Source organism: Kribbella sp. NPDC050470 (genome assembly GCF_044458365.1).
Lineage (GTDB): Bacteria > Actinomycetota > Actinomycetes > Propionibacteriales > Kribbellaceae > Kribbella.
Map to the genome: position 1 here is coordinate 211,847 of NZ_JBITHV010000003.1, position 19,616 is coordinate 231,462.

Here is a 19,616-nt window from a genome sequence, read left to right on the forward strand (position 1 = left end):
AACCCCTCGGATTGGGGGGCGAGCTGTTAGGTGGGAGGGGTTGCGATCGCTTCGAGGAGGGACTCTTGGGCGCCGGCTAGGTGGCGGCTGAGTTCCTCGACGCACTCGTCTAGCTCGCCGCGTTCGAGCAGGCGGACGAGCTTGCGGTGTGAGGCGACCTGCTGCCGGGCGTCCTGGCGGAGCGCGTCCACGCGGGCCAGCGCGAGCCGCGCCTCGCCAGTGATCGCGTCGGCGGTCGCGATCAGCCGCTCGCTGCCGGTCAGCGCGACCAGGCTGCGGTGGATGGCCAGGTGCGTCTCGGTCATCGCCTCCGGGTCGGCGCCGTCCTTGGCGGTCGCGGCGAACGTCCGCATCGCCTCCCGGACCCGCTCCCGCGCTGCCTCGTCGGCGTCGAACCAGGCCCGGATCCCGGCCGACTCCAGTACGAACCGGGCCCGGCAGATGTCGGCCACCGCCTCCGGGTGCAGGATCGCGACGCTGACGCCCTTGTTCGGCTCCCGGATCGCGAGACCCTCGGTGACCAGCATCGTCATCGCCTCGCGAACGGTGCTCCGGGCAACACCCAGCGCCTCGGCGAGCGGTTGCTCGCGCAACGGCGTACCAGGCTCCAGGTCGCCGGCGAAGAGGGCAGCGCGCAGCGCGTCGACCACCCGGTCCACCGTGGTCGAGCGATCCACCCGCAGCCGTTCGTACATGGGGAGATTCTCGTCCAGTCAAGGTCCGTTGTCGCGCGCGACCCGGCGTCCGCGCCCGACCCGCCGCCCAACCTGTGGATAACTCCCGACATGGTGACCTTGTTTTCGGGCAGCATCTTCCCCAGTGGCCGCCCCTCTCCGCGATCCGCCGCGGAGGGCCACTGAGCCAGCGAGGAGCCGACCGTGGGTGACAGCAAAGCACTGCCGATCCTCGGCGGCGTCATGCTGGTGCTGGTCCTGCCGCTGATCATCGTGGTCGCGCTGATCGTCGGCGGCCTGGCCAGCATGGACACCGCGGCGGCCCAGTGCGTGCCGTCCGAGACCGAGGGCGCCACCTTCGCGTGGCCGACCGACCGGCACGAGATCGACCAGGGCTGGTCGGATCCCGACTCCGAGGGCAACAGCCACTCCGGGATCGACTTCGAGATCGAGGAGGGCAAGAAGGTCTACGCCGGCGAGGACGGCGAGATCGTCTCCACGGCCGACCGCCAGATCCGGATCAAGCACGACCGGGGCGTCGAGACCCGGTACAAGTACCTGAAGGACATCTCGGTCCGGAACGGGCAGACGGTCAAGCGGGGCGACCCGATCGGCACCGTCGGCTCCGAGGACGAAAGTACTCCGGGCCTGACCGGCGCCCACCTGCACTTCGAGCTGTGGATCGACAAGGGAAATAACGGCGACCTGGTCAACACCAAGCCCGAGGAAGACAACCTGTTCGGCGACGAGACCGGAGCCGACAGCGGCGGGTGCGGCTGCAGCGGCCTGGTCGGGTCGAACAACCAGCAGAAGGCGTTCAACTACTTCGCCTCGAACGGCTACACCAAGGAGCAGGCCGCCGGGATCGTCGGCAACATGATCCACGAGTCCGGCGTGGAGCCCGGCCGGAAGGAGGGCACCGCACCGGGCACGGTGACCAACCCGTCGGACGTGGTCACCTTCTCCGGCGGCTGGGGCATCGTCCAGTGGACGCCGGCCGGCAAGATGATCAACCCGTCCCGCCAGGCCGGCATCGACGACGCCGTGATCGCCTCGCTGGAGTACCAGCTCGAGTTCCTCAAGAAGCAGCTGGACGGCGAGACCGCGATCCCGGAAGAGCAAGCCGGCGACATGCTCAAGCAGACACGGACGGTCGAGGACGCCGCGGTCGCCTTCGGCCGGTACTACGAACGCTTCCTGGGCTCCGACAACCTCAACCACGAGCGGTACACCCAGCGCAAGACCGCGGCCCGCGAGGTGCTGGCGACGTTCGGCGGGACCGCGCCGGCCGGCGGCTGCGCGGGCAACGGCGACATCGTGCAGACCGCCCTCCAACTCGCCTGGAACACCCCGAACCACGGCCACAACCCCAAGCCGATCGACCCGACCTACGCGCAGGCGGTGCGTGACCACAACGGTTCGTCCGGCGAGGACGTGCTGACCGACTGCGGCGTGTTCGTGGCGACGGTGATGCGGATGAGTGGTGCGGACCCGGACTACGCCCCGCGCGGGACGACCGCCCAGCTGGCCTACCTGCGCAACTCCGGGAAGTACGACCTGTTCGACAACTTCACCAACGAGGGCCAGCTGAAGCCCGGCGACATCTTCATCATCGACGGTCACACCTACCTGTACACCGGGAACTACGAGGGCGGCGACGGGCGCACGTACAACGCGGCGTCGGCGTCGTTGTACGGTCACGTGCCGGAGGCCTCGCACGTGTACTTCTCCGACAGCCGCGGCCACTACACGGTGGCCCGGCTCAAGCAATCTGGAGCTTCGGACTGATGGATGAGAACCGGCGGCTGTTCGTGCTGAGCGGCACGGTGGTCGTGATCGCGCTGATCGTGCTCGGTGGGATCCTGCTGTTCCGCGGCAACCCCGAGCACACGCTCACCGTGAAGTCGATCCCGAACGACCTGACCCTCACCGTGGACGGCAAGCAGGTCCCGGCCAACGGCGAGATCAAGCTGAAGGAAGGCAAGCACACGCTCACCGGCGAGCGGCGTGGCTTCCAGTCCTACACCCAGACGGTCGAGATCAGCGAGGACTCGCAGTACAAGATGTACCTGTTCTCCAACAGCGCGGAGGGCCGCGCCTGGGAGAAGCAGCATCCGGGCGAGCAGCTGGAGGCCGAGGCTGAGTCCGGCCGCCGCTTCGATGAGCTCAACCGCCGCCTCACGGCCAAGTACCCGATCCTGCAGGAGCTCCCGTACATCGGCCCCGGCTTCACCATCAACCAGGGCATCTCGCAGGCCCACCCCGGCGATCCCGAGTACCTGGCCTTCTACATCAAGATCACCGACTCCGAAGGCCAGAAGAAGGCCCTCGAGTGGCTGACCGGCCACGGCTACGAGCCCGAGAAACTCGAGCTCATCTACACGAAGTAGAGCTTCAGACGGGGAGGATGAGCTCCCCGCCGGGCGTGGTGGCCGGTGTCAGGTCGAAGTCCAGAGGGTTGGTCAGGCAGCGGGCGGAGCCACCGGCCTTGTGGAACTCGGTGAGGTCGAGGACGACCACCCGCAGGCCGAGGCCGGTGAGGAGGTCGTGCAGGCGCGGGGAGCAGGCCGGCATGATAATCGTCTCGTTCACCACGATCGAGTTGCCGCTGAACGCGAACGCCTCCTCGTCGGTGAGCACGATCGGGTCCGGCACGATCCGGAACAGCTCCGCCTGGCTCTCCGCGTCGAACGCCGCCGGGTAGATCATCGCGTGGGTGCTGTCCACCGGGCAGAACGGCAGGTCCAGGTGGTACATCCCCTCGTGCGTGATCCGCAGCCCGCGGACCCGGATGCCCCACTCGGCCGCCAAGCGCTTGAGCGCGCCGAGCTCGGTCCGCGGCCCGTACCCGACGACCAGGCTGTCGCCGTACACGAATGCGTCCCCGGACTCGAAGTGCGCCCCGACGCCACCCGATCCGGTCTGGTCCAGGGTGAACCCGTGCCCGACGAACCAGTCAGCCGCGGTCAGCGACTCCTTCCGCCGCGGCTCGAACCGCATGTGCGAGAGCATCGCCCGCCCGTCCGCGGTCGCCAGGCCGAGGTTCATCGCGTACACCATGTCCGGCGAGTCCGGCCGCTGCGCGAGCACCTCGACCGCGCCGCCGGCGTCGACGATCGCCTGCCGCAGCGAGTCCCACTGCTTCAGCGTCAGCTCGGGGTCCGGCTGGTCGTGCGTGGACATGTAGGGATTGATCACGTAGTCGATCCGGAAGTGGTCCGGGCGGACCATCAGATACCGGCGACCCCACCCCAGCGACTGACCCATGAGCACTCCCTCCAACCCGCGTCCGGACGGCCGCGGCACCTGAGATCTTTTGACAGATCCCCTGATTGTCCGACAATCCGTCAGTGTGCAGTCCGGATCGCCGGGAGTCAAACGTCCGGTCGTGGGGTGGGCCAGACCACGTCCGGGAGGGTGGTTCGGGAGTGGGGTTGGAGCTAGCCTGCGGACATGAGCGCAGAGGATGTGGTGCGGTTCCGGGCGTGCCTGGACGACGTCGCGGCTTACAAGCCCGGCCGTCCGCCGGCACGGACCGACGACCGGCCGACCTACAAGCTGTCGAGCAACGAGAACCCGTACCCGCCGCTGCCCGGCGTCCTCGCCGCCGCCACCGAGGCCGCGGGCCAGATGAACCGCTACCCCGACATGGGCGCGGTCGACCTGCTCGAGGCGCTCTCGGCGCGGTTCGGCGTACCGGCGAGTGACCTTGCCGTCGCGACCGGGTCCGTCGCGCTGCTCTACCACCTGCTGCAGGCCTCGTGCTCGGAGGGTGACGAGGTCGTCTACGCCTGGCGCTCGTTCGAGGCGTACCCGATCGCGGTCCAGCTGACCGGCGCGACGTCGGTCCAGGTGCCGCTGACCGACGACGCGCGGCACGACTTCAAGGCGATGGAGGCCGCGCTCACCGAGCGGACCAAGGTCGTCCTCGTCTGTACGCCGAACAACCCGACCGGACCGGTCGTACGGCGTGACGAGCTGCTCGCGTTCCTGGACGCCGTACCGTCGAACGTGCTGGTCGTGATCGACGAGGCGTACCGCGAGTTCGTCCGCGAGCCCGACGTGATCGACGGCATCGACCTGTACCGCGACCGGCCGAACGTCGTCGTACTCCGGACCTTCTCCAAGGCGTACGGCCTGGCCGGCTTCCGGGTCGGGTACGCCGTCGCGCACCCGCCGGTGGTGTCGGCGATCCGCAAGTGCGCCCTGCCGTTCGGGGTCAGCCACGTCGCGCAGGTCGCGGCGATCGCTTCGCTGGCCGCGGAGGAGGAACTGCTCGAGCGGGTCGACGCGCTGGTGACCGAGCGCACGCGCGTTGTCGACGAGCTCCGCGCCGCCGGGTGGGACGTCCCCGAGACCCACGCGAACTTCGTCTGGATGCCGCTCGGCGACGACACCGTCGCGTTCGCGGAGGCTGTCCAGGCCGAGGGTGTCTCGGTCCGGCCGTTCCCGGGTGACGGCGCACGGGTCACCATCGGCGAACGCGAGGCGAACGACCTGTTCCTGTCCGTCGCCCGCGCCTGGCGCCAGTGACCTCGCTGATCTGGATCTCGGGAGCGTCGGCCGGGATCGGCGCGGCCCTGGCCGCAACGGTCCCGTACGACGACGCGCGCGTGATCGACGTGTCCCGCGGTGGCGGTGGTCCCGCGGAACACTTCAAGGCCGACCTGTCGGACCCGGCCAACTGGGCTCGTGTCGCGGAGCACTTCGTTGACGAGTTGGCCGGGTACAACGGCGACCGCGTGGTGTTCATCCACAACGCCGGAACGATCTCGCCGATCGGGCCGGCGGCCGCTGTCGACGGATCCGACTACACCCGCGCGGTCCTGCTGAACTCCGCTGCGCCGCAGGTCCTGGGACAGGCGTTCCTCCAGGCAACCGCCGGGCTGACGTGCGAGCGCCATCTCGTCCTGCTGTCGTCCGGCGCGGCGACGACGGCCTATGCAGGCTGGTCGTCGTACAACGCCGGCAAGGCGGCCGTCGAGCACTGGGTCCGCACGGTAGGCGCAGAACAGCCCGACGTCGGTGGCTGCCGCGTGATCGCCGTAGCTCCCGGCGTAGTCGACACCGCCATGCAGTCCGAGATCCGCTCAACCCCCGAGCAGGCCTTCCCCGCAGTAGCCCGCTTCCACCACCTCAAGGCGACCGGAGCCCTAACCACCCCGACAGACGCCGCCACCGGCATCTGGTCCCTGCTGAACCGAGACCTCCCCAACGGCGCCTGCGTCGACCTGAGAAACCTGTAGTTGTCCCCACGCGCCCGCTCCCATCCACCCTTCGGTGCGCGCTATCGCGCTTCAGATGGCGGTGGTTCCGGCGGCACCCCGGGACCGGAGGCACTCTCTGGTGGGCTTGCACACGAAATAACCTGTGGCATGCCCACGGTTCCTGCGTGACCGACCGGTTGCTCGCACCACAGACGCCGGCACCCGGCGGAACGTGGCTGCTGCGGTCGCATCTTCGCGGTAGCCGCGACGAAGGAGCGGCTGCATAGCACGCGTGGGAAGGATCCTCAGCACGCGTGGGGGAGATTCCTCGGATGAAAGATCTGCGCCCGGCCCGCGCTGGGACGGGGCCGGGCGGGGGGCGGCGCCGGGAGGAGTGAGGCTTGCTCCCGGCGCCGCGGGTGGTGCTGCCGAATCAGTCACCCCACCGAGGTGACTCGTTCGGGTCCTGCATCACTGACCAGGGAGGGGTCAGTTGTTCTGCTCGGACTCCTGCTCGCAGGTCTTCAGCGAGTCGATGGAGTTGCCGTCGTTGTCCAGGCCCAGGATGCCGCTCAGGTTGGTGATCGGCACATTGCCGCCGATGCCAGTGGCCGAGAACTCGTTGTGGCAGGCCTGGAACGGGCCAACGTTGTTGTTGCTCACTGAGACCAGACCGTCCGAGTCGGCCTTGTACCACTTCTTGTTGTTCTGCTCGCTGTCCTGCTCACAGGTCTTGACGGCGGTCACGCTGTTGCCGTCGTTGCCCCAGCCGACGATACCGACGACGTCGCTCACCGGCACGTTGCCGCCGATGCCGGTGCCGGAACCGAAGTTGTGGCAGGCCTGGAACGGACCGACGTTGTTGTCGTCGACGGCGACGAGCGAGCCGTCCTTCTTGACCCAGTGCCAGCTCGGGCCGCCCTTGCCGTAGCCCTTGCTGGCCACGGACGCGGCGTCGGCCAGGCCGGTGCCCTGAGCCTTCTGGGTGGCGTCGTCGAGAACGTTCGCGCTCACAACGGTGGCCAGGCCCAGCGTGGCGACGGTCGCCACGGCCGCGGCAGCGGCGATCTTGCGAGTTACCTGCATTATGCCAGGTTTCCTTTCGGGTTTGACGGATTCGTCTTAGTGGTAACGACACCTGACGGGGCCGGTTACAAACTTTTTCGTCAACTATTTGATCCACGGGGGGCCCTCATAGCCGTCGCGTGATGACTTCGCTGACGAGGCAACGAACCCGCCCTGACCAGGCAACTTGCCGGTAACCAGGTGCGGTTGGAGGCATCCTCACTTTTGCCGGCGACCGCCCGTAACCGATGCCGGTGTCCGTCGTTGAGTGTGCGCGGGTGACGGATGAAACCCGGTGATTCGGAAGATTGTTGTCGGTGGGCTCGGTGGTCGCCGAATTGGCAATACCATGATGAATCGGAATATCGTTGGAACCATTGCCGGAGTTTCGCGCCGTGTTTTTTCGGGGCATGGCGTCGGCCGGCAACAAGGTCCCGCTGCCGCGCGCATCGGCAGCGGTGGGAGACCCGGGTCCTCAGGGGCCCGGGTTCTTCCTTGTCAGGAGCCGATGACGGCAGCCCCGACGGTCAGGACGTCGTACGCGGCCGCCGCTCGGCCGTCACCACCAGGGCCACCCCGATGATGATCACGCCGCCCCCGAACAGGATCTGCCAGGTCACGTGCTCGTCGAGGATCAGCCACCCGAGCAGTACGGCGACAGCCGGGTTCACGTACGCGTAGGTCCCGATCAGCGAGATCGGCGCGTTCGCCAGTAGATAGCTGTACGCCGTGTACGCCAGCAGCGACCCGAATGCGACCAGATACCCCAGCGCGATCCACCCCGAGCCGTCGATCCGGTCCAGGTGCAGCCGGTCCGGCTCGCCCCGCAGTACGCCGAGCAACACCATCGCCGCACCGCCGAAGAGCATCTCGTAGAGCGCCGCCACCAGCGGATCGCGCGGCAGACCGAGCTGCGGCGAGAACCGTGAGCCCGTCGCCCAGCAGATCGTGCCGACGACCAGGATCGCCACCGATAGCGGCTTCGCACTCGTGTTGCCACCTGACAACGCGAGCAGTGCGACACCAGCGAAGCCGATCAGTACGCCGACCCACGTCAGCGCCCGCGGTCGATCCCCACCGCCGACACGCAGCAGCATCAGCCACAGCGGGATCGCGGCGACCAGCAGCGCGGCCAGCCCGGAGGGCACAGTCTGCTCCGCGATCGCGACCGCGCCGTTGCCGAAGGCAAGCAGCAGCAGACCGACCACGGCCGCGCCGAGCGCCTCCTGCTTGCTCACCCGCAGCCGTCGCCAGCCCGACTTCAGGCCCAGGAACGCCGCCAGGAGGAGGCCGGCCACCAGGAACCGGGCGGCCATCCCGAGCATCGGCGGGATCTCTGCCTCGACGACCACCCGGATCCCGAGGTACGTCGAACCCCAGACGACGTACACGACCGCCAGGGCAGACCAGATCATCGCCGTTGACGCCTGGCGCCCACCGGTCTCGGGCAGTACGGCGGCGGAAGCGGAGGCCATCCTCGTCCTCACTGTCAGGGGTGTAATGCCTAAACGATAATTACGGGTCATGGCCGGCGCAAGGCGGTTTCCGGCCAGCAATCCGCTGTTTCCCGCCACGCCATCGGGGCCCGGCAAGGTGCCCCGTGGTGCCGACAGTGCGTGCCAACAGTGCGTGCCAACAGTGCGTGCCAACAGTGCGTGCCAACAGTGCGTGCCGACAGTGAGGAGAGTGGGATGCGGGTCGCCGGTGTGGTGATTGGTGCGCTGGTCGTGACGCTGGGTGTCCAGCCGGCGTACGCGAGTGAGCTTCCGAAGGTGGCCGCGGCGGCCGAGACCGCGCCGAACTGGGACGACGACGCGGGCGGCAACGCCAACGCGGACGACCCGGCCATCTGGATCGACAGCAAGCACCCCGAGCGCAGCGTCGTACTCGGCACGCTGAAGAACGGCGGGCTGACCGTCTTCGACCTCACCGGCAAGGAGGTGCAGCGGTTCGCCACGCCGCCGGCGCCCGCGCCGGGGCAGGAGCCTGGCCGGTTCAACAACGTCGACCTCGTCGGCAACCTGGCTGTCGTTACCGACCGTGGCCGGGACCAGCTCCGGACGTACGCCGTGAAGGCCGGCCGGCTCACCGACGTGGCCAGCGCCGACGCGCCACTCGTGTTCAGCAAGGACACCGAGGAGGTCCAGGAGCAGCGGACCGCGTACGGCCTGGCCGCGACCGTGGTCAAGGGTCAGCCGGTCGTCGCGGTGACCCGGCGCAGCGAGACCCGGGTCGGCTTCTTCCGGCTGGTCCCGGACGGCAAGGGCAAGGTCACCTACCTCCCGATCACGAAGGTCGACCTGCCGAGCAGCTTCAAGCTGTCCGACGGCAGCATCTGGAGCCCCTGCGAGGAGCCGGGGGACCGGCCGCAGCTCGAGGGCATGGTGTTCGACCGCACCACGAACGACCTGTACGCCGCCCAGGAGGACGTCGGCGTCTGGCGGATCCCGCTGAACGGGAAGCCGGAGCTGCTCGAGAAGGTGCGCGAGTTCGGTCAGCCGGCCGCGTACGACGAGGAGACCGAGGAGTGCGAGCCGACCGGTCCGGTCAGCGCTGACGCCGGGAAGCACCTGAGCGCGGACGCCGAGGGGCTGACGATCGCCTACCGGCACGGCGTACGGACCCTCTACGCGTCCAGCCAGGGTGACTCGACGTTCGCGATCTACCGGATGGAGGGGCGCCGGCTGGTTTATCGCGCCGGCTTCCAGGTGGCGGACGGGCCGCGGACGGACGGCGTACAACACAGTGACGGTGCGGCAGTGACGACCGAGCCGCTCGGGCCGCTGTTTCCGCATGGCCTGTTCGCTGTGCATGACGGCGAGAACACGCCGGGTGACGGCGACCGCGAAGGCACCAACTTCAAGCTCGTCCGACTCGAAAAGCTCCCGTAATCGGTACCCAGTTGTGACACATCTCGCATCGTTCGCCGATCGACTGTCACAAGCGGGAAGATGTGACCAGTTGATGGACTGGTGTCTCAGCCGGGGACCAGTTTCGGTACCGCCGTACCCGCGAGCGTCCAGACAGTTAGCGGATCAGGCAACTGCTGGGTACGGTGTCCGGCAAGTAGTGCAGCCAGTGAGGCCGGTGAGGAGGTCTACTGGTAGTAGAGACAGTGCATCAACCCCTGGATCCACGCGGTCCTGCCTGCGAAGCCTCACCCGGCTGAAGGGCCGGCCCCCGTGCAACGTTGCGGTCGCGGCGATCCCGCGCTCGAACCCGAGGAGTGCATGTGAGTGAGTCGGTGCCGGGGAGTGCCCCGGAAGTGTTCGCGCCGCACGAGGCGCCGGTCAGTCCGCCCCAGGCCTCCGAGGAGGTCGAGTTCGTCCAGCTGCTGACGCCCGAAGGTGAGCGCGTCGAGCACCCGGACTACGCGTTCGACCTGGACGACGAGGCGATCAAGGGCTTCTACCGGGACATGGTCCTGGTCCGCCGGATCGACACCGAGGCGACCGCCCTGCAGCGGCAGGGTGAGCTCGGAATCTGGGCGTCACTGCTCGGCCAGGAGGCCGCGCAGATCGGCTCCGGCCGCGCCCTCAACAGCAAGGACATGGTCTTCCCGACCTACCGCGAGCACGGCGTCGCCTGGTGCCAGGGCGTCGACCCGCTGCGGCTGCTCGGCCTGTTCCGCGGTGTCGACCAGGGCGCCTGGGACCCGCGTGACAACAACTTCCACCTGTACACGATCGTGATCGGCGCCCAGACGCTGCACGCGACCGGGTACGCGATGGGCCAGCAGCGCGACCACGCGATCGGCGACGCCGAGAGCGGCGAGGCGACGATCGCGTACTTCGGCGACGGCGCCAGCAGCCAGGGCGACGTGAACGAGGCCTTCATCTGGGCCTCGGTGTTCAACGCCCCGGTCGTGTTCTTCTGCCAGAACAACCAGTGGGCCATCTCCGAGCCGATCGACCGGCAGACCCGGATCCCGCTCTACCAGCGCGCGGCCGGCTTCGGCTTCCCGGGCGTCCGCGTCGACGGCAACGACGTACTCGCGACGTACGCCGTCACCCAGCAGGCGCTGAAGCGGGCCCGCGAGGGCAGCGGCCCGACCCTGGTCGAGGCCTACACGTACCGGATGGGCGCCCACACCACCTCCGACGACCCGACCAAGTACCGGCTGAACGAGGACCTCGAGCACTGGAAGCTCAAGGACCCGATCGCCCGGGTCCGCGCGTACCTGACCCGCTCGGCCGAGGTCGACGTGGCGTGGTTCGACGAGATCGACACCGAGGCGGACAAGATCGCCGCCGAGCTCCGGGCCGGCTGCCTGTCCATGCCGGATCCGGACCTGACCGACTTCTTCGACCACGTGTACGTCGAGCAGACCGCACAGCTGGCCGAGCAGAAGCAGCAGTACGCCGCGTACGCCGCCTCGTTCGAAGGGGAGGGTCACTGATGGCGAAGATCAGCCTCGGCAAGGGCATCAACATGGGCCTGCGGGCGGCGATGGAGGCCGACCCGAAGGTCGTCGTGATGGGCGAGGACATCGGCAAGCTCGGTGGTGTCTTCCGGGTCACCGAAGGGCTGCAGAAGGACTTCGGCGAGGACCGGGTGATCGACACCCCGCTGGCCGAGTCCGGCATCATCGGCACCGCGGTCGGCCTGGCGCTGCGCGGGTACCGGCCGGTCTGCGAGATCCAGTTCGACGGGTTCGTCTTCCCGGGGTACGACCAGATCATCAACCAGGTCGCGAAGATGCACTACCGGTCGCTCGGCAAGATCAAGATGCCGGTCGTCATCCGGATCCCGTTCGGCGGCGGCATCGGCGCGGTCGAGCACCACTCGGAGTCGCCGGAGTCGCTGTTCGCGCACGTGGCCGGCCTCAAGGTCGTCTCCTGCGGCGACCCGGTGGACGCGTACTGGATGATCCAGCAGGCGATCTCCTCCGACGACCCGGTCGTCTTCTTCGAGCCGAAGCGCCGGTACCACGAGAAGGCCGAGCTGGACGAGACCGTGCCGCCGGCGCTGCCGCTGCACCAGGCGAAGACGGTCCGCGAGGGCACCGACGCGACGCTGTTCTGCTGGGGCCCGATGGTGAAGACCAGCCTGCAGGCGGCCGAGGCCGCCGTCGAGGACGGCCGGAGCCTGGAGGTCATCGACCTGCGCACGATCTCGCCGCTGGACCTGCCGGCGATCTTCGCGTCGGTCAAGAAGACCCGGCGGGCGGTCGTGGTGCACGAGGCGCCGTACACGCTCGGCCCGGGCGCGGAGCTCGCGGCCCGGATCACCGAGGAGTGCTTCTACCACCTCGAGGCGCCGGTGCTGCGGGTGGCCGGGTTCGACACCCCGTACCCGCCGTCGCGGATGGAGGAGGAGTACCTGCCCGACCTGGACCGGGTGCTCGACGGGGTCGACCGGGTGATGGGGTACTGATGGGCATCCAGCAGTTCCGCCTGCCCGACGTCGGCGAAGGCCTGGTCGAGGCCGAGATCGTCAGCTGGAAGGTCAAGCCGGGCGACGCGGTCAAGCTGAACGACACCGTGGTGGAGATCGAGACGGCGAAGTCGCTGGTCGAGCTCCCGGTGCCGTTCGCCGGCACCGTCACCGAGCTCCTGGTCCCCGAGGGCGAGACGATCCCGGTCGGTACGCCGATCATCGCCGTCCAGACCGAGTCCGTCGCCGGTGACGAGGGCCAGCTGGCCGACGACATGGTGCCCGCCATTCCGGACGAGCCCGAGGCCGGCAAGATCGGCGGCGAAGCCCCCGGCGGCCGCACCGCCGTCCTGGTCGGCTACGGCCCCCGAACCACAGAAGCCAAACGCCGCCCCCGCAAGGGCGCACCCGCACCCTCCGCCAGCTCAGCTCCGGCTGCTGCTGCCACGGCGCCACCCACGCCCGCTGCGCCAGTCGGCGCTGCGCCCGGCACCGCGCCGGGTGCCCTCGCCACCAGCGCCGCAGGCGCCGCCTCGGCACCCGTCGTCCCCTCGCCCGTTGCTGAAGGCAACGGGGTTGCAGGTGCCGTGCACGTGTTGGCCAAGCCTCCGGTGCGGAAGCTCGCCAAGGATCTGGGCATCGACCTCGCAGCTGTGACCGCCACCGGAGCCGGGGGCATCATCACGCGGGCTGATGTCGAGGCATACGCGTCCGGCGCGCCGGCGGCGGAGCCCGTGGTTGCTCCGGTGGTGGAGGCTGCTCCGGTGGTGTCCGCGCAGGGTGACACGCGGGTGCCGATCAAGGGTGTGCAGAAGGTGATGGCGCAGGCGATGGTGGCCAGCGCGTTCACGGCGCCTCATGTGACCGAGTGGATCACCGTCGACGTCAGCGAGACCATGGCGCTGGTCGAGCGGCTGAAGGGCGACAAGGCGTTCCGCGACCTCAAGGTGTCGCCGTTGCTGGTGGTCGCGAAGGCGGTCGTCCTGGCGGCTCGCCGTACGCCGATCGTCAACGCGGCCTGGGACGAGCAGGCGCAGGAGATCGTCTACAAGGGCTCGATGAACCTCGGCATCGCCGCGGCCACCCCGCGCGGCCTGATCGTGCCGAACATCAAGAGCGCCGACTCGCTCACCCTGCCCGACCTGTGCCGCGCGCTGAACGACCTGGTCGCGACCGCGCGCGAGGGCAAGACCTCGCCGGCCGACCAGGCGGGCGGCTCGTTCACGATCACCAACGTGGGCGTGTTCGGGGTCGACGCCGGGACGCCGATCATCAACCCGGGCGAGGCTGCGATCCTCGCGTTCGGCGCGGTGCGCAAGCAGCCGTGGGTGGTTGACGACGAGATCGTCCCGCGCTGGATCACCACGCTCGCGCTGTCCTTCGACCACCGCATGATCGACGGCGAGAAGGGCTCCACCTTCCTCGCCGACGTCGCCGGCATCCTCGAGGACCCAGCCCGCGCCCTGATGTTCTGACGCAAACACCAAGGCCCGGGTGGAAACCACCCGGGCCTTCGTGTTGCCCTCAAGCGCTCGAGGTGTGTGAGCGTTGCGGCCGGCCCGATCGGCCGCGACGCCGAACAGCGGGCACCGCCGCTATCGCACCGAGGACCTCGACGTACTCGAGGCGCTGGTCTGTCTCCGCGCGGCCGGCGTCGGCATCGAGGACATGCGCACGTACCTGGCCAACCGCGCCCGCGGCCGCGAGGCAGCAGCCGAACAGCGCGACCTGCTGCTCCGGCACGCGGAGCGCATCGAGGCCGAGATCGCGCCCAGCAGGCAGTTGCGCGCGGCCGTTCGCCATTGCGGTGCGGACGATGCCGGCCTCGAGGTGGTTCCCGCGGACCTGATGTCGGACGACGGTTGGCCGGCCGCAGTGGCGGGGTGCGAGGAGGTCCACCATGTCGCCTCGCCCATCCCGGTCGCCCAGCCCGACGATCCCGACGAGCTGATCCGCCCGCGCGCGAGGGCACCCTGCGGGTACTGCCAGCACGACCTTGAGAAGCCACCAACCACATTTCGGCGTTCGAGATGGTCGGTGGGTTCTCAAGGTCGCTGTACACGCCGAAGCCGGGCGCCGAGTTCACCGAGGACGACTGGACGGATCCCGAGACGCCGGGTCTGGCGCCGTACCCGCGCTCGAAGGCGATCGCCGAGCGGGCCGCGTGGGACCTGATGGAGAACGACGACGGTGACACCGAGCTTGTCGTGGTGAACCCGACCGGCATCTTCGGCCCGACCCTGGCCTCCTGCAACTCGCCGAGACCCTGCGCCACCACCTCGGCCCGCTTGCCGTCGGCGTAATCCGCCTGACCGCTCAGATGTCTGGTGAGAGGGTGTAGCGGTGGTGGTCTTGATGGTGGTGCTGGGGGCGGCGGTGCTGCATGCCACCTGGAACGCGATGGCTCATGGCGCGCCGGATCGGGTGGCCGGGCTGGCGTTGTTCGAGCTGGCGGCGGGGGTCATCGGGCTGGTCGCCGTACTGGTGATGGGCCTGCCGCCGGCGGACACCTGGGGCTACATCATCGCGTCGGCGGTGCTGCATCTCGCGTATCTGGGTGGTCTGCTTGCGTCGTACCAGCTGGGTCAGTTCAGCCAGATGTATCCACTCGCCCGCGGTACGTCGCCGTGGGTGGTGGCCGTGGTGTCGATAGTCGTGCTGCATCAGGCGCTGGCCGTGGTCGAGCTCGCCGGGGTGCTGCTGATCTCGGCGGGCCTGATCGCACTGGTGTTCATCGGCCGGCCTGGTCGACAGCAAGTCCCGGCGCTGCTGGCGGCTTTCGGCACCGGGCTGACGATCGCGGCGTACACGGTCGTCGACGGCCTCGCGGTCCACAAGATGCCGGTGCTGACGTACATGGGCTGGGTCTTCATGCTCCAGGGCTTCCTGATGCCGCTGGTCGTCCTCGCCTGGCGCGGCACCAGCGTGCTCCGGCAGCCCCGCTCCGCCGTACTCTCCGGCCTCGGCGGCGGCGTGGTCTCGATGGTCGCCTACGGCCTCGTCCTCTGGGCCCAAACCCGAGGCACCCTCGCCGCCATCGCCGCCCTCCGCGAAACCAGCATCATCTTCGGCGCCATCATCGGCGCCCTCTTCTTCGGCGAACACTTCGGCCCCCGCCGAGCCCTAGCCGCCGCAGTAGTAGTAGGCGGCATCGTACTGATCAGCCTGGGCTGACAAGCACTCATCCACGGGTGACGTCTGAGGCCGCACACCTCTCTACGAACAGTTCCTTCCACGGCCCGTCTCCACCAGCCGCTGATGGAGTACGGCCCGGCGGCATCACATGGCGGTCGAAGGAGCGCGGCAGCGGGCGCATGGGGGCGCGGCAGCGCCCAGCAGACGGGTGGGTGGGAGCGGCTGCGTAGCACGGCGACGTAGGAGCCGCGCGTAGCGGACGCGTGGGCTGACCACAGTTGTTGAGGAGTGGGGGTCCCGGGCGGGGGACCCCCACTCGGTCTGGTTAGGGGGTTACGGCGTCGAGGGAGTCGGTGAGGCCTTCGCCGAAGAAGGCGTTGTTGGCGGTGGTGCCGGTGCAGCGGGGGTCGGGGGTGGTGGGGCAGGCGGTGTCGTCGGCCTGGTTGCGGAGGGCGGACTCTAGTTGCTTCGGGCCCCACCACGGGTGGGTGGACTTCATCAGCGCGGCCACGCCGGCGACGTGCGGGGACGCCATCGAGGTGCCGCTCATCCGGCCGTAGCCGCCACCTGGCCAGACCGTCGACAGGATCGAGCTGCCGGGGGCGGCGACGTCGATCTTGTTCAGGCCGAAGTTGGAGAATCCGCTCCGGACGCCGGCCTGGGTGGTGCTCGCGACGGTGACGACACCCGGCAGCTCGGTCGGCATGTCGAGGCAGTCGTTGTTGATCGTCCGGGTCACCGGCGTCGTGTCGTTCGGGCTGTTCGAGTCGGTGGTCTTGTTGGCCAGGTCGTAGTTCGAGTTGCCGGCCGCGGCCACGGACAGGACGCCGCGATGCGTGGCGTAGTCGACGGCACGCCGTACTGCTTCCTGGACGGCGCCCTGGTCACCGGTGTCCTTGCACCAGAACTCGAACGGGTCGATGAAGTAGCTGTGGTTGGTGACGTCCATGTGGTGCTCGGCGGCCCAGACGAAGCCGCAGATCGCGTACTCCGGGTAGATGAAGCCGTCGTTGTTGACCACCTTCACCGAGGCGATCCGCACGTTCGGCGCGACGCCGACGATGCCGACGCCGTTCCGGGCGGCGGCGACGGTTCCGGCGACGTGGGTGCCGTGCGAGCTGGTGGTCGGACGCCACGCGCCCTCGGCCGTGTCCGGTACGCCGTTGTCGACGCAGCTCACCGAGTCGGCCTTGTCGAAGTTCGGCGCGAGGTCCGGGTGGGTGTCGTCGACACCGCTGTCGTTGATGCCGACCAGGACGCTGCGGGAGCCGTCGGTGACCGCGTGCGCCTGGTCGGCCTTGATCTGGACCATGTCCCACTGGTCCTTCTCCAGCGGGTCCGGCGCCGGCGCGGCCGTCACCTCGCCGAGGGACTTCAGGCCGCCGGCCGGTCCCTCGCTCACCGCGGCCGTCCGGGTGGCGCCGACGGACTGCACGTCGCGCCCGTACTTGCCGGTGCGGACGGCGGTCTTGAAGTCGGCGTTCGTCGACTGGGCGATCACCACGCCGAGCTGCCGGTACGACTGGACGACGGTGCCGCCGGCCGCGACCACCGCCTTCTCGACCTTCTTCACATGCCCGGCGGACGCCTTGGTGTTGACCACGTAGTTCATCAGCGGCCCAGGCGCGGCCGCCGCCGAAGTCGGCTCAGCGGTCGGTACGGCGTTCGCCGTCGACGCACCGAATGCGGTCAGGGCCAGGGCGGCGGCGGCCAGGCCGGCAGTCAGCCGGCGAGGCCGGGAGGTTCGGATCACACTGTCTCCTCGAGGACGGTCGAGCACGGTAATCGGAGACTCTAGAGCGATTTCCGAACCGGCGGAGTTCTTCATCCACAACGCAGGGGAAACCCTCCACAAGCCCAAGATCGTCACTACACACGGTTCACTTGTTCACAGGGAGTTGCCCACATCTGTGGATTGACCTGTGGATAACTGGTGGACAAGCTGGGGAACACCGGTGGACGGGCCACTGTTGTAGGATAGATACAACAGAGATACGAGTCGTATGGGTGAGGGTTCAGTGACAGGCGGGGTGCCGGAACAAGCGCCGGCGAGAGCAGCAGACATCGAGTTGGGCGACCAGACCGCGGAGATCGCGCGGGTCGTGGTCGAGGCGGCGCCGGGGGTGGAGAAGATCCCGGCCGCCGAGCGGGTCTACGCGTACGTGAAGGCCGCGATCCTGGATCGCACCTACCCGGGCGGCGAGCTGCTCACCGAGGGCGAGCTGGCCACGGCCGTCGGGGTGTCGCGCACCCCGGTCCGGGAGGCGCTGCTCCGGCTGGAGGAGTCCGGCCTGGTGAAGTTGTACCCGAAGAAGGGCGCGCTCGTCCTGCCGGTGCTCCCGCAGGAGATCGACGACGTGCTCGAGGCCCGCGAGCTGATCGAGACGCATGCGGCCGCCAAGGTCTGGCCGCGGCGCCGGCAGCTGATCGAGACGCTCACCCAGCGCGTCGACGAGATGCGCGCGCACCGCAGGACCGGCGACGCGAAGAGCTTCCTGGAGGCCGACCGGGCTTTCCACGAGGCGATCGTCGGTGCCGCGGGCAACGAAATCCTGGCCAAGCTGTACAACAGCCTGCGCGACCGCCAGGTCCGGATGGGGGTGCCGGGCATCGAGATGCAGCCGGCCCGGATGGACAAGTCCATCACCGCGCACCAGGAGATGATCGACGCCCTCGACGGCAACAGCGTGAAGCGGTTCCGCGAGCTGGTCGTCACCCACATCAACGAGGCCGCCACCGACCTGCGGAGTACTCGGTGACAGAACTTCTCTACCCCCTGGGCGGACGGCGTGCCTGGGCGGTGTGGACCACTGCTGTCCTCACCTACCTGGTGACGGTGCTGCACCGCGGCTCGATGAGTGTCGCCGGTCTGCAGGCCGCAGAGCGCTTCGACATCTCCGCATCCGCGCTTGCGAGCTTCACCGTCGTACAGCTGACTGTGTACGCCGCCATGCAGGTGCCGGTCGGCATCCTGCTGGACCGGTACGGCTCCAAGCGCCTGCTGATCACTGCGTCGGTCCTGCTGTTCGCTGCGCAGTCCGCGTTCAGTCTGGTCGACTCCTATCCGGCTGCGCTCGCTGCACGCGCCGTACTGGGTGTCGGCGACGCACTGGTGTTCATCAGCGTGCTGCGGGTCGTCATGTCCTGGTTCCCCGCGCTACGGCAGCCGGTGATGTCGCAGGCCACCGGGATGCTCGGCGGTGTCGGCGCGATCGTCTCGACCGTGCCGATGGCCGCCGCGTTCCACGCCTTCGGCTGGACCAGCACGTTCGCCGCTGCCAGTGTGCTCAGTCTGGTCACAAGTGTCGCCGTACTGTTCCTGATTAGGGACACGCCGTACGACGTGCCGCTCAGGCGGACCAAGCAGTCGTTGACCGAAGTACGGAGCAACCTGCGCCGCGCCTGGCAGGAGCCGGGCACACGGCTCGGGCTGTGGACGCACTTCACCACCAGCTTCTCCGGCGGAACGTTCGGTCTGCTCTGGGGCTACCCGTTCCTCGTCCAGGGGCAGGGCGTCCCTCCGACCACGGCTGCCGCGATGCTCATCCTCCCCGTGCTGGCGAGCCTGTTCTACGGGCCTCTGGTCGGCCGGTATGCCGCGAGGTTCCCGTTCTACCGGTCGTGGATCGTGCTGGCCGTGATCGGCGGCTCGGTGCTCATGTGGACCGTCGTACTGCTGTGGCCGGGCCGGGCGCCGATGCCGGTGCTGCTGATGCTGATCGTCGTCCAGGCGGCCGGCGGACCGGGCTCGATGCTCGGGCTCGACTACGCCCGGACGTTCAACCCGGCGACCCGGTTCGGGGCGGCCAACGGGATGGTCAACACCGGCGGGTTCATCGCGATGCTGATCTGCATCGGCATGGTCGGCATCCTGCTGGACGTGTCGTCGGGCGGTGCGCCGCAGACGATCGACGACTTCAAGTTCGCGCTGGCGTTCCAGTACGTGCTGTGGGCGATCGGCACCCGGCAGATCCTCAAGTACCGCCGCAAGGCCCGCGGCCACCTGGCCCGCTACAACCCCGAGGCCTACCAGGCCCTGCTTGCCAACCAGATCATGCCGCTGAAGGGCTGAGCCAGCGGCCTGACAGCGGAGTGCCAGGGCGGTGCCAGTACGGCGTCGGACGGTAGTCCCAGTGAAGTGAGTCCACTGGGAGGAACC

Annotated in this window: 17 protein-coding genes and 1 pseudogene; 13 read left to right on the plus strand and 5 right to left on the minus strand. The window is 68.8% G+C overall.

Annotation, left to right across the window (positions count from 1 at the left end; translation table 11 throughout):
- Window positions 1-26: 26 nt before the first annotated feature.
- Window positions 27-695 (minus strand): GntR family transcriptional regulator, encoded by a 669-nt coding sequence (locus ACIBGM_RS09470; RefSeq protein WP_360514344.1) that lies wholly within the window; start codon window positions 693-695, stop codon window positions 27-29.
- Window positions 696-878: 183 nt separating this feature from the next.
- Between ACIBGM_RS09470 and ACIBGM_RS09475 the strand changes: the two genes are divergently transcribed.
- Both ACIBGM_RS09475 and ACIBGM_RS09480 read left to right on the plus strand, forming a co-directional pair.
- Window positions 879-2,462, plus strand: coding sequence for a phage tail tip lysozyme (locus ACIBGM_RS09475; protein WP_396385037.1), 1,584 nt, complete (start codon window positions 879-881; stop codon window positions 2,460-2,462).
- Window positions 2,462-3,064, plus strand: a complete 603-nt coding sequence (locus ACIBGM_RS09480) for a PEGA domain-containing protein (RefSeq protein ID WP_396385038.1) — start codon at window positions 2,462-2,464, stop codon at window positions 3,062-3,064. Before ACIBGM_RS09475 ends, ACIBGM_RS09480 begins: the two co-directional genes overlap by 1 nt.
- A 4-nt stretch (window positions 3,065-3,068) precedes the next feature.
- Here the strand turns inward: ACIBGM_RS09480 and ACIBGM_RS09485 are convergent, their stop codons facing one another.
- Window positions 3,069-3,941, minus strand: a complete 873-nt coding sequence (locus tag ACIBGM_RS09485; RefSeq protein WP_396385039.1) for a dimethylarginine dimethylaminohydrolase family protein — start codon at window positions 3,939-3,941, stop codon at window positions 3,069-3,071.
- 186 nt (window positions 3,942-4,127) lie between these two features.
- On the opposite strand from ACIBGM_RS09485, the gene hisC reads away from it, so the two are divergent.
- A complete protein-coding gene (hisC, locus tag ACIBGM_RS09490) occupies window positions 4,128-5,207 on the plus strand; it encodes a histidinol-phosphate transaminase (protein ID WP_396385040.1) in 1,080 nt (359 codons plus the stop codon).
- The gene (locus tag ACIBGM_RS09495; protein ID WP_396385041.1) at window positions 5,204-5,920 is read left to right on the plus strand and encodes an SDR family NAD(P)-dependent oxidoreductase; all 717 of its coding nucleotides are present in this window, start codon (window positions 5,204-5,206) and stop codon (window positions 5,918-5,920) included. The genes hisC and ACIBGM_RS09495 overlap by 4 nt, the downstream gene beginning before the upstream one ends.
- Window positions 5,921-6,370: 450 nt before the next feature.
- Here the strand turns inward: ACIBGM_RS09495 and ACIBGM_RS09500 are convergent, their stop codons facing one another.
- Both ACIBGM_RS09500 and ACIBGM_RS09505 read right to left on the minus strand, forming a co-directional pair.
- On the minus strand, window positions 6,371-6,967 hold the full coding sequence (locus ACIBGM_RS09500) for a hypothetical protein (RefSeq protein ID WP_360514362.1): 597 nt from the start codon (window positions 6,965-6,967) through the stop codon (window positions 6,371-6,373).
- A gap of 506 nt (window positions 6,968-7,473) precedes the next feature.
- Window positions 7,474-8,421, minus strand: coding sequence for an EamA family transporter (locus tag ACIBGM_RS09505; RefSeq protein WP_396385042.1), 948 nt, complete (start codon window positions 8,419-8,421; stop codon window positions 7,474-7,476).
- 216 nt (window positions 8,422-8,637) lie between these two features.
- Here ACIBGM_RS09505 and ACIBGM_RS09510 point away from each other — a divergent pair, with 216 nt between their 5' ends.
- From ACIBGM_RS09510 to ACIBGM_RS09540, 7 genes and pseudogenes are all read left to right on the plus strand, one after another.
- Window positions 8,638-9,837, plus strand: coding sequence for a phytase (locus tag ACIBGM_RS09510; RefSeq protein ID WP_396385043.1), 1,200 nt, complete (start codon window positions 8,638-8,640; stop codon window positions 9,835-9,837).
- A 341-nt stretch (window positions 9,838-10,178) separates the two neighbouring features.
- Window positions 10,179-11,345, plus strand: a complete 1,167-nt coding sequence (gene pdhA, locus ACIBGM_RS09515; protein ID WP_396385044.1) for a pyruvate dehydrogenase (acetyl-transferring) E1 component subunit alpha — start codon at window positions 10,179-10,181, stop codon at window positions 11,343-11,345.
- Window positions 11,345-12,322 (plus strand): alpha-ketoacid dehydrogenase subunit beta, encoded by a 978-nt coding sequence (locus tag ACIBGM_RS09520; protein ID WP_360514371.1) that lies wholly within the window; start codon window positions 11,345-11,347, stop codon window positions 12,320-12,322. The genes pdhA and ACIBGM_RS09520 overlap by 1 nt, the downstream gene beginning before the upstream one ends.
- A complete protein-coding gene (locus tag ACIBGM_RS09525; RefSeq protein ID WP_396385045.1) occupies window positions 12,322-13,797 on the plus strand; it encodes a dihydrolipoamide acetyltransferase family protein in 1,476 nt (491 codons plus the stop codon). Before ACIBGM_RS09520 ends, ACIBGM_RS09525 begins: the two co-directional genes overlap by 1 nt.
- A 73-nt stretch (window positions 13,798-13,870) precedes the next feature.
- Window positions 13,871-13,951 (plus strand): annotated as a pseudogene (locus tag ACIBGM_RS09530) (hypothetical protein); the annotation flags it as partial.
- A gap of 401 nt (window positions 13,952-14,352) precedes the next feature.
- The gene (locus ACIBGM_RS09535; protein ID WP_360515132.1) at window positions 14,353-14,625 is read left to right on the plus strand and encodes a hypothetical protein; all 273 of its coding nucleotides are present in this window, start codon (window positions 14,353-14,355) and stop codon (window positions 14,623-14,625) included.
- Between the two features lie 40 nt (window positions 14,626-14,665).
- Window positions 14,666-15,496, plus strand: coding sequence for an EamA family transporter (locus ACIBGM_RS09540; RefSeq protein WP_396385046.1), 831 nt, complete (start codon window positions 14,666-14,668; stop codon window positions 15,494-15,496).
- A 286-nt stretch (window positions 15,497-15,782) separates the two neighbouring features.
- Here the strand turns inward: ACIBGM_RS09540 and ACIBGM_RS09545 are convergent, their stop codons facing one another.
- The gene (locus tag ACIBGM_RS09545; RefSeq protein ID WP_360514380.1) at window positions 15,783-17,210 is read right to left on the minus strand and encodes a S8 family serine peptidase; all 1,428 of its coding nucleotides are present in this window, start codon (window positions 17,208-17,210) and stop codon (window positions 15,783-15,785) included.
- A 265-nt stretch (window positions 17,211-17,475) separates the two neighbouring features.
- On the opposite strand from ACIBGM_RS09545, the gene ACIBGM_RS09550 reads away from it, so the two are divergent.
- Both ACIBGM_RS09550 and ACIBGM_RS09555 read left to right on the plus strand, forming a co-directional pair.
- Complete coding sequence (locus ACIBGM_RS09550; protein WP_360514383.1) at window positions 17,476-18,216, plus strand: GntR family transcriptional regulator; 741 nt, start codon at window positions 17,476-17,478, stop codon at window positions 18,214-18,216.
- Complete coding sequence (locus tag ACIBGM_RS09555; RefSeq protein ID WP_396385047.1) at window positions 18,213-19,529, plus strand: nitrate/nitrite transporter; 1,317 nt, start codon at window positions 18,213-18,215, stop codon at window positions 19,527-19,529. The genes ACIBGM_RS09550 and ACIBGM_RS09555 overlap by 4 nt, the downstream gene beginning before the upstream one ends.
- Window positions 19,530-19,616: the final 87 nt, after the last annotated feature.